Origin of the sequence: Asaia bogorensis NBRC 16594 (assembly GCF_001547995.1) — a bacterium.
Lineage (GTDB): Bacteria > Pseudomonadota > Alphaproteobacteria > Acetobacterales > Acetobacteraceae > Asaia > Asaia bogorensis.
Map to the genome: position 1 here is coordinate 214596 of NZ_AP014690.1, position 13167 is coordinate 227762.

At 58.8% G+C, this 13167-nt stretch carries 8 protein-coding genes; 5 read left to right on the forward strand and 3 right to left on the reverse strand.

What is annotated here, in order from left to right; translation table 11 throughout:
* Positions 1–156 precede the first annotated feature (156 nt).
* From Asbog_RS01000 to addA, 4 genes are all read left to right on the forward strand, one after another.
* Complete coding sequence (locus Asbog_RS01000) at positions 157–1101, forward strand: glycosyltransferase family 2 protein (RefSeq protein ID WP_146926415.1); 945 nt, start codon at positions 157–159, stop codon at positions 1099–1101.
* A 10-nt stretch (positions 1102–1111) separates the two neighbouring features.
* The gene (locus Asbog_RS14325; protein ID WP_146926416.1) at positions 1112–3271 is read left to right on the forward strand and encodes a YfhO family protein; all 2160 of its coding nucleotides are present in this window, start codon (positions 1112–1114) and stop codon (positions 3269–3271) included.
* A 585-nt stretch (positions 3272–3856) separates the two neighbouring features.
* The gene (gene addB, locus Asbog_RS01005) at positions 3857–6853 is read left to right on the forward strand and encodes a double-strand break repair protein AddB (RefSeq protein WP_062163762.1); all 2997 of its coding nucleotides are present in this window, start codon (positions 3857–3859) and stop codon (positions 6851–6853) included.
* On the forward strand, positions 6850–10401 hold the full coding sequence (gene addA / locus Asbog_RS01010) for a double-strand break repair helicase AddA (protein WP_062163763.1): 3552 nt from the start codon (positions 6850–6852) through the stop codon (positions 10399–10401). Before addB ends, addA begins: the two co-directional genes overlap by 4 nt.
* A gap of 81 nt (positions 10402–10482) precedes the next feature.
* On the opposite strand, the gene Asbog_RS01015 is transcribed toward addA, so the two are convergent.
* Together Asbog_RS01015 and Asbog_RS01020 are read right to left on the reverse strand one after the other, a co-directional pair.
* A complete protein-coding gene (locus tag Asbog_RS01015; RefSeq protein ID WP_023978801.1) occupies positions 10483–10758 on the reverse strand; it encodes a hypothetical protein in 276 nt (91 codons plus the stop codon).
* Positions 10755–11693 carry a VOC family protein gene (locus tag Asbog_RS01020; RefSeq protein ID WP_146926418.1) on the reverse strand — a complete coding sequence of 313 codons (939 nt, stop codon included), beginning with the start codon at positions 11691–11693 and terminating at the stop codon, positions 10755–10757. Before Asbog_RS01020 ends, Asbog_RS01015 begins: the two co-directional genes overlap by 4 nt.
* 173 nt (positions 11694–11866) lie before the next feature.
* Between Asbog_RS01020 and trxA the strand changes: the two genes are divergently transcribed.
* Complete coding sequence (trxA, locus tag Asbog_RS01025) at positions 11867–12193, forward strand: thioredoxin TrxA (protein ID WP_031240847.1); 327 nt, start codon at positions 11867–11869, stop codon at positions 12191–12193.
* Positions 12194–12289: 96 nt separating this feature from the next.
* Here the strand turns inward: trxA and hpnK are convergent, their stop codons facing one another.
* On the reverse strand, positions 12290–13147 hold the full coding sequence (hpnK, locus tag Asbog_RS01030) for a hopanoid biosynthesis-associated protein HpnK (protein ID WP_023978798.1): 858 nt from the start codon (positions 13145–13147) through the stop codon (positions 12290–12292).
* Positions 13148–13167: the final 20 nt, after the last annotated feature.

Consider the following 13167-nt stretch of genomic DNA (forward strand, 5'->3'; position numbering starts at 1 on the left):
TTGGATATGAGTCCTGAGCCTAGAGCTACGCTCTGCACGTGGTGATAGTGCTCAGCTGAATGGAAAGCTAACCCCCTTGCATCTAAAGGCAATCTTTTGCACTGTGCATTAATCCGTGATAATGACTCACCTAAACCGAAACACTCGAGGAATAACGTGGTTCAATTATTGTCTCTCGTTGTCCCTTTTTACAACGAGTCGAGTATGGTATCAGTATTCTTTGATATGATCACTCCCGTGCTCGACTCTGTCGAACGTACAGCATGGGAGATTATTTGTATTGATGACGGAAGTCAGGATGAGACACTGCCTAAGCTTATAGCTGCAGCATCCCGCGATAGCCGTATTAAGGTGATCGAATTTTCACGCAATTTTGGGAAAGAGGCAGCTTTGACAGCCGGAATCGATCTGGCAAAGGGCGATGCCGTAATCCCGATTGATGCAGATTTACAAGATCCACCTGAGTTGATTATCCGGATGGTGAAAGCTTGGAGGGAAGGTTCTGAAGTCGTCCTCGCTCGACGCGTAGATCGTTCCAGCGACGGTTTTTTAAAGAGAAAGACAGCAGCCTGGTTCTACCAAGCACATAATAAACTTTCGAAGACGAAACTACCAGAAAATGTTGGCGATTTCCGGTTGATGGACCGAATAGTCGTTAATGCACTGAAACAGTTGCCGGAACGACAAAGATTCATGAAGGGGCTCTTCTCCTGGATTGGCTTCAAGACGATTACTATCGACTATGCTCGCGCAGAACGTGCAGCGGGTAAGACTAAGTTTTCCGGCTTTTCGCTCTGGAACTTTGCGCTCGAAGGTTTTACGAGTTTTTCTACTGTACCTTTGCGACTATGGACCTATCTTGGAGCTGTGGGGGCGGTTCTGTGTTTAATTTATGCGGTATATATTATATCAACGACGGTACTATTTGGTAGTCCAGTACCCGGGTATGCATCCATATTTGTGTCTATCACATTCTTCGGTTCTATCCAGCTCATTAGTATTGGACTTCTCGGTGAGTATATCGGAAGAATTTATATAGAGGTAAAGCAGAGGCCAATATATGTATTGAAGTCAATACACGAGTTTGATAGTAATATGTAGGTACATCAATATGAAAAATATATTTTCTGTTCTGTTAATATCCATATTATGGATATACATGTACTTAGAATGGATAGTTGGTCGAGTTATTATACCCTATGACTCTCTAGATGAGTTCTATCCCTTTACTTATTTTATATCTCAATCATATCGTAATGGACAGGCGCCCTGGTGGAATCCCTATAACTTCGTAGGTTTCCCGATCATATCGGATCCACAAGCGCTGATCTTCTCGCCATTGGTTATGTTGCCAATGGCTATGATATCGAATCCAACCCCACATTATTTTGATATAGTAATATTATTTCATGTATTAATATGCGCTCTTGGTGTGTATTTTTTGTTGCGCTTCGAGCGTTTTTCCGTCGGCTCATCTCTATTTGGAGCAGTAATAGCTTTGGGGGGGGGATGCCTCCCTGCCCGGCTTGAGCACTCAGCTCTCATAGTTTCCACGGCAACTTTGCCGTGGTTTGCGCTAGCCTTCTGTGCGGTTGTAAGGCGTCCTACGTTGCTTCGAAGTTTGGGATTGGGTGTTGCCACCGGCTGGATGGGGCTACACTTGGTACAGACCACGTTCTTGGCAGTTTACATCGCCACCTTTTTTTGTGTCACGTTAGCTATACGCCGTATCCTATTCAAGGGAGAGCTAAGCAAGCTTTTTATGTCTCTCGGGTTTGCCGCATTGATTGCTGTCATGATATGCGGAGTTCAGATCGCAAGCTTGTTCACGTTTCTCGAGGATACTACTAGAACAAAGCTTCCCGTGATGGCGAGTGCAGCCAGTTCGGCTCCATTGCGACTAATACTTACATTCATTGACCCAAACGCAATGAATACGTTTTCCGAAACTTACAATGGGGTATTGAATAGAGCGGAATCGGTATCTTACTATGGTATTATAGGAACATTATTTGTTATCGTTGGTGTTTTTTCCGCTATTCACAAATTCATTTTTGTTAAAATATCGAGATACTCTTCAAACGGCAGAAACGGCATATGCATATTTAGTTTGATTGTATGTGTATTTGCGGTGGTTTATAGCTTGGGCCTCAATACACCTTTATATGAAATTCTGTATGGAAATTTACCCGGATTTTCTCTCTTCCGTAGACCTGTCGATGCAATGTTCATCGTAACCATAAGTGTCGCAATACTGGGGGCGAATGGTTCAGAATACGTATTGGGCAAATTCAAGCCCCTTTACTCCAACGCTGGATATCGAGTTCTTACGATATGCTTATTGATAATTTTTAGCGTATGGGATCTTGGAAGGTATACGCTCACTCCGAACTTTACAAATGGCGCTCCTAGTGATGCTAAATACTTATCTGGCGATTTAGACCATTCAGCTAATTGGCTTCGTAACAATCTTAAGCAGCTGGGACAGCCAGACTGGCGAGTTGCTTTCGATCAAGCTGGACCATACACGCCAAATATGCCTGCGGTGTCTCATTTCTATTCGATTAATGGATACAATCCGTTAGTGAATGCTCGTTACAACGAAGTGTTTGGTACCACGCTCGACCCGTACGCGCCGCAGCCTTTTTCGAAATGGAACTCTGACTTCGATTCGCCATTGTTCGCGATGCTCAGTGTAAAATACGTGGTTACCGAGATTGGAAGTTTGGCTGATAAACGCGCGCGGAACTCTCATTTGACACCAGCATACACTTCGGACGGAAAAGATTATTGGGAGAACCCAAATCGAGTTCCGCGTCTTTTCAGTCCAAGTGCAGTCTTGCCCACCACTGTAGACCAGGCCGCGCACGCGACAGCATCCATCTCAGATCCAGCTGAAACAATCGTCATCGAAGCGAATAAAGACATCATCAACGAGTGTTCTTCGACGAAGATCACAGACTTGAAAATAACGAAGTATCGCAATACGGACGTATATCTGAGTGCATATGTAACCGCTAGATCTGGCTGGGTTGTACTTACGGATCCCGCGACTGCGGGTTGGCATGCCTACATCGACCAGCATGAGGTTCCAATTTATCGTGCTGACGGATACATGAGAGCTATCTGTGTTCCGAGTGGGCAACACAACATATCATTCAGGTTTAGACCATTTATGCAGATATTAAGTCATTTCACGGGGATTTCTCCATATAGATATAAGAGGTGGTCCCATCCCTTAGGACAGCTTTACGGGCCTGATAAGTTATAGCCGGTTTTTGTCATGCCGCCAGGTTGGCGGTGTTGCTGTTGGCCATTGGGTCCAGGGTTAATCCCGGACCCAACGGTGTCGGCGCATTATGACACGCCTCATCGGGCGTGCGTTCAGCCAAAGCCGAACGCTGCCTGTGGTGCGATCTATGCTGATGCGGATCTGGCGCTTCTCCAGCACGTTCGCGAACCGGGGCCTCCTGCAACGCCTCGATGCAGAACTCACCTGAATATCGTTTCCGTTTAACCTTGCTCATAAACCCGTCTCTTCTCAGGCGGGTCTATAGCTTACGCCACTGTCCAAAAATTGGGGGCCACCTCTCTCGCATTACAACAGACAGCGTCTGCATTCGGCAATGGGTGGACGCTCGCTCGTCGGGGCGTATCATGTCATTCTCTCGGCAGGAGCTTAGACCGCGCATATGTCCAGTTATGGTTTTGTCCTCCCCAGTCAGCCCGGAACCGAAGTCCTTGCTGTCCGTCTGGTAGAGTTGGGGCGATCAAGTAATGAGTTTCCGCCTCGTGCCCTGCATCTGACCCTTTTGCCGGGGGCGGGAGAAACAGAAAGGCTGGCGCAGGTCACGGGATGGGACGACCGGTTGTGACACTGGCGACGATTCCACCCGACCGTTCCTTTCTCGACGATGTGGCGCGTCGCTGGCTGGCCGGACCGGCGCGGCAGGAGGCCGATAACGCGCTGATTCTCGTGCCGAGCCGACGCGCTGCCCGTAATCTCACCGAGGCGTTTTTGCGCTCTTTGGATGGTAAGGCAGCACTACTACCCCGCATCGTGCCGGTTGGTGATGTGAACGAGGAGGATCTGGCGCTTTCGGGAGCCGAGGCGTTTTCCTTCCCGCCTGCGGTGGACAAGCTGCGCCGCCTGTCGGTTCTGGCGGCACTGGTGCTTCAGGCCAAAGGCGTATTCAGCGCTGACCTGACCTTGGAGCAGGCCTGGCCGCTGGCTTCTGCCCTTGCAGAGCTGATGGATGATGCCGAGCGCGTTGGTGTCGATCTGCGCGAGCGTCTGCCCGATGCCGCCGAGCCACGCTTTGCCGATCACTGGCATAAAACGCTGCAGTTTCTGCACATCGTCACCGAGGCCTGGCCGCAATGGCTGCAGGAAACCGGGTTGATGAACCCTGTCGCGCGGCAGGTGGCGGTCCTGCAGGCGCAGGCGGCGCGCTGGCGCGATGCCCCGCCTCAGGGGCCGCTCTGGGCTGTCGGATTCACCGATGGCATGTTTGCCGTCTGTGCCATCCTGCGTGCAGTGCTCGATGCGCCCCAGGGCTGTGTCATTCTGCCCGGTGTGGATCTCGATCTGCCGGAAACGCTGTGGGACACATTGCCGGAGAGCCATCCGCAATCCGGATTCCGACGTCTGGTCAGCGATCTGGGTGTTTCCCGTGAAACCATCGCGCTCTGGGACGACCTTCCGCCCAATGCGGACAAGGCCGCCTCACAGGCCCTTCAGGCACGTGCGGCCCTGACCAGCCTGTTCATGCGCCCGATGGAAGGCCTTTCGGCCTGGGGAGAAAGCACGACCCCCCTGCCACTGGCCGGCATCACGCGTGTCGATGCCGATGACCAGCAGCAGGAGGCCGCCAGTCTCGCCATGATCCTGCGTCATGCGGTCGAGACTCCCGGCCGGACGGCTTCACTGGTAACGCCTGACCGCGCTCTGGCGCGTCGCGTGGCAACGGAACTGCTCCGTTACGGCATCGTGGCGGATGACAGCGCAGGTGAGGCGCTGGCACTCACGCCCGCTTCCGTCCTGCTGCGGCTTGTGGCTGAAGCGGCTGTCGCCAATCTGGCCCCCGTTGCCCTGCTGGCGCTGCTCAAGCATCCGCTTGTCGCGCTGGGCAGCACACCGGGCAATTGTCGTGCCACGGCGCGTCGCCTCGAGCGACTGGTGTTGCGCGGTCCTGCGCCACCACCCGGCATGGCCGGACTGCGCCTTGCGCTGCAAAAGCAGGATCAGAGCGCAGCAGAGACGGCAGACAGCCCCGATCAGGCCGAGCCACTATCGGATTTTCTGGAACGGCTTTCGGAAGCGATGTCGCCTCTTCTGGAATGTGGGGATCTTCCCTTGCCGGATCTGCTCACCTTGCTCGTTCGTGCGGCAGAGGCGCTGGCCACGACACAGGATCAGCCGGGTGAAGAGCGGCTCTGGCTCGGGGCAGAGGGCCACGCCCTGTCGCGCCATGTCGCCAGCCTGATGACTCATGGTGCCGTTCTGCCGCCGCAGGGTCTGGCGGGCATGCCTGCCTTCCTGCTCGCCTCGATGGCGGGGCAGATGGTGTTTGGCCAGCGCGTGTTGCAGGGGCGCGATGGCGAAGCTCTTCACCCCCGGGTCTCGATACTGGGTGTGCTTGAGGCCCGGTTGCAGTTTGCCAATCTTGTCATTCTGGGTGGGCTCAATGAGGGGATATGGCCGCCTGCCACCGATCCCGGCCCGTGGCTCAGCCGCCCGATGCGCACGCGCGCAGGCCTGCCTTCGCCAGAACGACTGGTGGGCACGGCGGCGCATGACTTCACCACAGCGTTCCTGTCGGGTGAGGAAATTGTCCTGTCGAGCGCATCGCGACGCGATGGGGCACCTGCCGTTCCGGCACGTTGGCTTGTGCGGCTCGATGCCCTGCTTGAAGGACGCGGGCAGAACCTGCCCAGCCATCCGGCCCTTTTCTGGCAGGCCCATCTGGACCAGCCGCAAGGGGCAGCCCGTCCGGTGCCGCCGCCTGAACCGCGCCCGCCTGTGGCCCGCAGGCCGAGGCGGCTTTCGGTAACGGAAATCGATCTGTGGCTGCGTGATCCCTATGCCATCTATGCCCGTCATGTGCTGGGCCTGAGAGCCCTGCCCGCTCTGGAAGAGGCAGCGGACCGCTCGGATATCGGTGTGGTGGTGCATGACGGCATCGATGCCTGGCTGGCCGCAGGGCAAAACGGGGGCAGGGCGCTTCATGCAGCGTTGCTCAAGGCGATGGAGGGGCGAGACCTTCGGCCAGCTCTTGCAGCCTGGTGGCGCCCGCGCCTGATGCGTATTGCCGATTGGGTTTGCGAGCGCGAGGCCGGGCGAGAGAAACCGGCCCGGATCAGTACGGAGCAGAAAGGCACCCTGACCCTGACGCCGCCCTATGCACCCTTCAAACTCAATGCACGCGCGGACCGGATCGAGATCGGATCGGGCGGGCGCGCGACCATCATCGATTACAAGACAGGCAGCCTGCCAAAGGTAAGTGATGTGGAAGCCGGTTGGAGCTCGCAACTTGTGCTGGAAGCCGCCATGCTGCGCCTTGGTGGTTTTGTCGGCCTGCCGCCCGCCGAGACAGCCTCTCTGCTTTACTGGCGGCTGACCGGCGACCGGAACCGCGGTGAGGAACTTTCGGTACCGCGCAAACCGGAGGATCTGGCCGATCTGGTCGAGACATCCCTCGACAGGTTGCGCCGACGTATCGAGGCTTTCGATAACCCGACAACAGCGTATCGCTCACACCCGCACCCGGATTATGTGCCGCGCTACAGCGATTACGCCCATCTGGCGCGTGTGTCGGAATGGAGTGCAGCACGTGAGGAGGGCGGGGAATGAGTCAGATCCCGGCAAGTAACGCTCCGGCGCACAATACTCCACCAGGTAATGCCCAGATCATTGCATCGGCCAATGACATCCAGCGTCTGGCGTCCGATCCGCTGGCCTCGGTTTTTGTCTCGGCCTCGGCGGGCAGTGGCAAGACGAAGCTTCTGATCGACCGCCTGTTGCGGCTCATGCTGCCTGTTCTGGTGACCGACCCGCAAACAGGCTCCCCCGTGCTCCTGCCCGGCTGCGACCCTGCCCGCATCCAGTGTCTGACCTTCACGCGGGCGGCAGCCGCCGAAATGGCCAATCGCCTGCAGTCCCGCCTCGGGCGCTGGGTGTCGCTACCCGATGCGGCGCTGGATGGTGAATTGCATGCGCTGAGCGTACCCGTCTCCCCTGAGACGCGTCAGGCGGCACGCGCGCTTTTCGTGCGGGTACTTGATCTGCCCGGCGGCATGAAGATCGGCACGATCCACGCTTTCTGTCAGTCATTGCTGCGTCGTTTCCCGCTGGAAGCTGCAATCAACCCGCATTTCACCCTGATGGAAGAGACGGATTCCGGTCTCGCTCTGGCCAATGCCATCGAGCAGACGCTCTCACGCGCCGCCCGTGACCCCGTTATGGAAGAAAGGCTTTCCCTGCTGGCCGGGCAGGTCGGGCTTGAAGACTATCTCGATCGCATCAGGGCGCTTCAGGGGCGTGCGGCGCGGCTGCGTCAGAGTTTTGCCCGATGGCAGATCGAGCCGGGGCGCATCGAGCGGGCCTATCGGCGCGCTTTCGATGCCGGTGAGGAAAGTCTTGACGACCTTCTGGCCCAGCGCACGGCCTCACCTGATGAGGCGACGCTGCGGCGTTGCGCCCAGGAGGCTCTCCCCCTCGGTACACCGACCATGCAGGCTATGCTGGGCCGGATGCTGGATGCTCTGTCCCGCACACCGCAGGAACGGGATGCAGAGGACTGGTATGCGGTTTTCGTCACCGGTACCGGTACCCCCCGTGCCGCTAAGGGCTTCGTGCCCGCCGCCATCAACCGGGATCGCCCCCATATCATGGAGGCGTTTACCTGCGAGGCCGAGCGACAGATTGCGCTGGGGCGCCGCATTGCTGTCCAGCGTCTGATCGCGCTCAATCTGGCCCTCTTTGCGCTGGCGGCCCCCACGCTCGAACGCTACGCACAGGACAAGACACTCCGTGGGCTGGTCGATTATGACGATCTGATTGCCAGCACGCGCGATCTGCTGCGCGACCCGGGCGCATCATGGGTGCTCTACAAGCTCGATGGCGGACTTGACCACCTGCTGCTGGACGAAGTGCAGGATACGTCTGCCGCGCAATGGGAAATTGCCACAGCCCTGATCGAGGAATTCTTCGTGGGTGAAAGCGCCCGCGACATGGAAGGGCGGCCCCGAACGGTTTTTGCCGTGGGTGACTTCAAGCAGTCCATCTATGCCTTCCAGGGGGCCGATCCTCAGGGATTGTTCCGTGCGCGCGACCGCTTTCGTGACATGGTCATCGGTGCCGAGCAGGAATGGCGAACGCCCGAAATCGGGGTCTCGTTTCGCTCGGTTGCCCCGGTTCTCGATCTGGTCGATGCCGTCTTTACCAACCCACTCGCCGCAGACGGACTGCGCGAGCCGGGGCGCGATACCCTGCCGCCCCATCGCTCTGCCCGCCCCGGTCAGGGGGGACGCGTCGAGCTGTGGCCTCTGGTGCCGAAGGATGAGAAAGACGGCATCGACGACCCCTGGGCCGCGCCGACAGGCAATGCGGGGCAAAGCCGCGCACCGCAGAAGCTGGCTGATCATCTTGCCCAGTGGATTGCCGCCCAGATTGGCAAACCGCCCCAGCCCGGTCAGACGCCGCTGCGGGCCGGGGAGGTGCTGGTTCTGGTGCCACGTCGCTCATCCTTCCTGCGTGCCCTGATCCGTGCCCTGAAGGGGCAGGGGGTGGAGGTTGCCACATTGGTCGGGGTCGGGCTGACGGACTCACTGGCCGTGCAGGATATGATGGCGCTCTGTCATGCCCTGCTTCTGCCTCAGGACAATCTCACCCTGGCTGCCGTACTGACCTCCCCATTCGGGGGCGTCAGTGACCATTCGCTGATGGATCTGGCGATGGAGCGAGGGGAGATACCGCTCTGGACAGCCCTGCGGGAGCGCCATCGTGAACGTCCGGAATGGCAGAGCGCCTGGGAGCGTCTGTCCGCGCTACAGACCCGAATCGATTTCGCCACGCCCTATCAGATTCTCGCCGACGCGCTGGGCCGTCATGAGGGGCGGGCAAGGGCTCTCGCCCGTCTCGGTCCTGAAGCCGCCGAACCGCTTGATGATCTGCTTTCCGCCGCCTTGCGCTTTGAGGCGCTGCACGCCCCGTCCATGCAGGGCTTTCTGCACTGGCTGGCGTCAAGCAGCCTGACCGTCAAGCGTGAAGCGGAGGCCGAGATCGATGCCGTACGCATCATGACGGTGCATGGCTCCAAGGGGTTGCAGGCCCGTCTGGTGGTGCTGCCCGATATGACTGGTGATGTGCAGGGTGAGAAAAAGCTGCTCTGGACACATCAGAACGGCCTTGATCTGCCAGTCTGGATGCCCGGCAAGGAGCTGGCATCTGATCTGGGTGACAGGCTCAAGGCTGAGGAGAAGGCCGCAGCCCAGGCCGAACGTAATCGACTGCTTTATGTGGCGCTGACACGCGCCAGTGACTGGCTGGTGGTGTGCGGTTGGGAGCCAAGGAAGAAGCCTGCGGAAACGTCATGGTATGCATTATGTGAGGCCGGGTTCCAGTCGCTCGCTGCCGTTCCCGCACCGTTTGAGGGCGGTTGGGAGGGGGAGACCCTGATCATTGAGGCGGCCCCTGCCGAACAGGCCCGTCAGGCCAAAGCGGTCTCACCGGTCGTGCCGGACGCCATGCCGGCCATTTTCGGTCAGGCACCGGAATGGCATGCTTTGGCTGCCCCCCAGGAATCACCTCTGACCCGCCCCCTGGCTCCGAGCCGCCCCGATAATGCGCAGTATGGCGCCGCGCCGCCCGCCCTTTCGCCCCTCAGGCTGGTGGCCGGGCGTGAAAACAGGCGGGCCCGTGCGATCGATCGCGGCACACTGGTTCATCGCCTGCTGCAGTGGTTGCCTGACAGGCCGGAAGCGGAATGGCGGGATCTGGCCCATGCCTGGCTCTCTCATCCGTCGCATGATCTGTTGCCTGACGATGTGACGCGTCTTGTCGGGCAGGTGCTGGCCATACTCACCGACAAGGCGCTTGCGCCGCTTTTCGGCCCGGGCAGTCTTTCGGAGCAGCCGGTTACCGGCGTGGCTTTCGGTCAGGTGGTGCTGGGGCAAGTGGATCGCCTCTGCGTGAGCGACAGTCAGATCATGCTGTGCGATTACAAGACGGGGCAGAACCCGCCTCGGCCCGGTCAGGCGATACCCGCCGCCTATCGACGGCAGATGGAAGCCTATGGCGCGGTGCTGAAGCAGATCTACCCCGATCATGAGCTCGTCATGGCGCTAGTATGGACCGAAGGCCCCACTATCAGCTTCATTCCCCCACACGCCTCATCATGAGGGGGCCGTCCGTGCTGAGGGGGGACAGGGGCTTGGGCAGCCTGATCCTCAGCACGGGAGGGTGATGGATTTCAGACCCGGTTAATGACGGCGCCAGTCATTACGGTGGTTGTCCCGACGATCCCGATTGTTGTCGTGACGGTTGTCGCGACGGTCATAATTGCGGCGATAGCCGGGTCCGCCCCAGCCACGGCCAGTATAATGCGGGCCGACCGAGTAGCCATTGTTCCAGCCCTGACGGTTCCAGCCGCCCGGATAGCCGTAATAATCGCCACCGTAATAATCATCGTAGCCGCAGCCGCTCAGGCCGAGGGTGCAAATGGCCAGAAGAGCAAAACAGGCAGAGCGTTTCTTCATTGGGGAGCTCCCATTTCCAGCATGTCTTTCTGGGCCTCGATGACGCCGAATACGGCACCGGACGGATCGGCCAGGATAGCGACGATGGCGCCATCCCGATCGACATGGGGCGGTACGATGACCTGCCCCCCTAGCGCAGTTGCCCGGTTGGCGGCATCCGCCGTGTCCTGAACCTGGACAAACTGTACCCACCGGGCACGGTCCTTCTGCGTCACACCATCGGGCAGGGTGTTGAGGCTCGCGCGTTCCTTGTCCTGTGAGGCGATGATGTAATGGCTCCCGTTATCGGCTCCAGGTGCTGCCATGACCTTGTAATTGAACAGAAGCTGGTAATATCCCGCCTCCTGTCCGGGGTTCGGGGCCAACAATGTGGCCCAGGACCAGCTGTTGAGCGCAGGGCTTCCGGGCTGGTCGGCGGGATCGCCCGCCAGGGCGCTGAGCGCTGCGTAAATGCCATGCTGCGGGTCGGAAACGATCACCGTCTGGCCAAGACCATCAATCTGGCGCGGCCCGAAAAGCACCTTGCCTCCCTGCTGCCGCGTCACACGTGCCACTGTCGCAGTATCGGAGGTCGAGATGAAAGGCATCCAGAATGGGGTATCGCGGTCAGGATGGCGCAGGGTGTGGGCCACCATCGTACCTATGGGCTGAGTACCTGACAGGATCTCGACCCGCGGCGTCTTGCCATCACCGACGGCACGGAAGCTCCAGCCAAAAAGCCGGGAGTAAAACACCTGTGCCTTGGTCAGATCAGGGGTCACCAGCATCGAGAAGACGATCTTGCCAGGCAGAATCCGGTGGGTCGCCGGGGCGCTGAGCGGGGCGAAGGGCTGGGTTGGTGCTGGCTGCGCCATGGCGGACGGGATAGCGGCAAGGACGCTGGTGCTGCAGAGCATCCCCACCCAGAGCTTTTGAAAAGCAGATTGTTTGGCCAAGAGAAAATCTCCAGTAACGTTATGACGTTATTGGATAAAACGTCTGCCGAAGGTTTGTGTTTCTCCAAATGCTGCGTCTGAGCCTTCACTAGCTCTTGAAGGCTGCGGCCGAACTGCTGATATGTCCCATTCAGGTGGGCCTGTAATGGCTCGCAGCTGTAATGGAGAACAAGATGAGCGAGAACACCGTTGCTGTCAGCGACAGCGGGTTTGACAAGGACGTGCTGCAGGCCGAAGGCCCCGTGCTGGTCGATTTCTGGGCAGAATGGTGCGGCCCCTGCAAGATGATCGCCCCTGCGCTCGACGAGATCGGTGGTGAGTACAAGGGCCGTCTGACGGTTGCCAAGATCAACATCGACGAGAACCCTGAGGCCCCGACGCGCTTTGGCGTTCGCAGCATCCCGACGCTCATGGTCTTCAAGAATGGTGAAGTTGTCGCCCAGAAGACCGGCGCCCTGCCCAAGAGCGCCCTGAAGGCCTGGGTGGATTCCGCCCTCTGAAACGTCCCGCCCTTTCCGGGGAGCCGAACCGGCTTTGTGGAAGGGGCGGTCGGTAAGGCGGGCACAGCAGCCCGTTCTGGCGCAGACGCGACCGGTTCAGGCCGCGTTGAGTGTCTGTCCTGACCAGTCACTCAGCCTGATATTGGCTGAGTGCACAGCCTGACGAAGCTCTGGGCTCACAAGGGCATCGAACTCGCCGCTCTGGTCGTAATCCGGCATGAGGCTGTGCAGCAGGTCATTCTGGCTCAGGGCCGGATGAAAATAGAGTTCTGACAGTCCCTCGGGCAGATGCGGGATCAGCCCCGCCACGCGCCCGGCGCGCATCTGTCCGCTCCATGCCAGTCCGAAGCAATGATCGTTGGTGGTCATTCCGGCGTGGGCAATCTGATGGCGCAAGACATTGCACCAGCGTCGCAGGGCCGCAGCACCCAGTGAATCGAAATATGTTTCTGCCGCTGCCAGTGGCGCCGGAGGCTCGCAGGGTGTCCGGACATGGCGAAGGCCGTAATGCTGCCCGGTCTCGATCAGAAGCCGCCCCACGGTCGGATGCAGATGCATGTGCTTGTGGGCATTGGCATGATCGAGGGTGAGCCCTGACGCCAGAAAAGCCCGAAACTGGGCCTCGATCTCGCGCGACAGCGCCCTGCGCGCGGCAGGACGGAAGAAATAGGAGACGCCAAGGCCGAGCTGGCTCGTGCCGAAACGGTCATCAGGGGTGGCGATGGCCGGTATGGTGGCACCGGGCAGGGCGGTATCGCCCTCGATCACCACCAGATGCAGCCCGACCCGCAGATTGGGCAAGCGCCTGGCCCGGCGCACGGCATCCATACTGGCCGGGCCGGAAACCATGAGGCTGGCCGTCGAGAGCAACCCGTCACGATGGGCGATCTCGATGGCCTCGTTGACCTCTTCACTCAGGCCGAAATCATCGGCCGAGATAATCAGACGACGCATGGGAGTAAACGACGCCTGAG

Coding starts and splice junctions, on each gene's coding strand:
- Asbog_RS14325 (WP_146926416.1), top strand. CDS start 1,112: ATGAAAAATATATTTTCTGTTCTGTTAATATCCATATTATGGATATAC.
- addB (WP_062163762.1), top strand. CDS start 3,857: ATGGGACGACCGGTTGTGACACTGGCGACGATTCCACCCGACCGTTCC.
- addA (WP_062163763.1), top strand. CDS start 6,850: ATGAGTCAGATCCCGGCAAGTAACGCTCCGGCGCACAATACTCCACCA.
- Asbog_RS01015 (WP_023978801.1), bottom strand. CDS start 10,758: ATGAAGAAACGCTCTGCCTGTTTTGCTCTTCTGGCCATTTGCACCCTC.
- trxA (WP_031240847.1), top strand. CDS start 11,867: ATGAGCGAGAACACCGTTGCTGTCAGCGACAGCGGGTTTGACAAGGAC.
- hpnK (WP_023978798.1), bottom strand. CDS start 13,147: ATGCGTCGTCTGATTATCTCGGCCGATGATTTCGGCCTGAGTGAAGAG.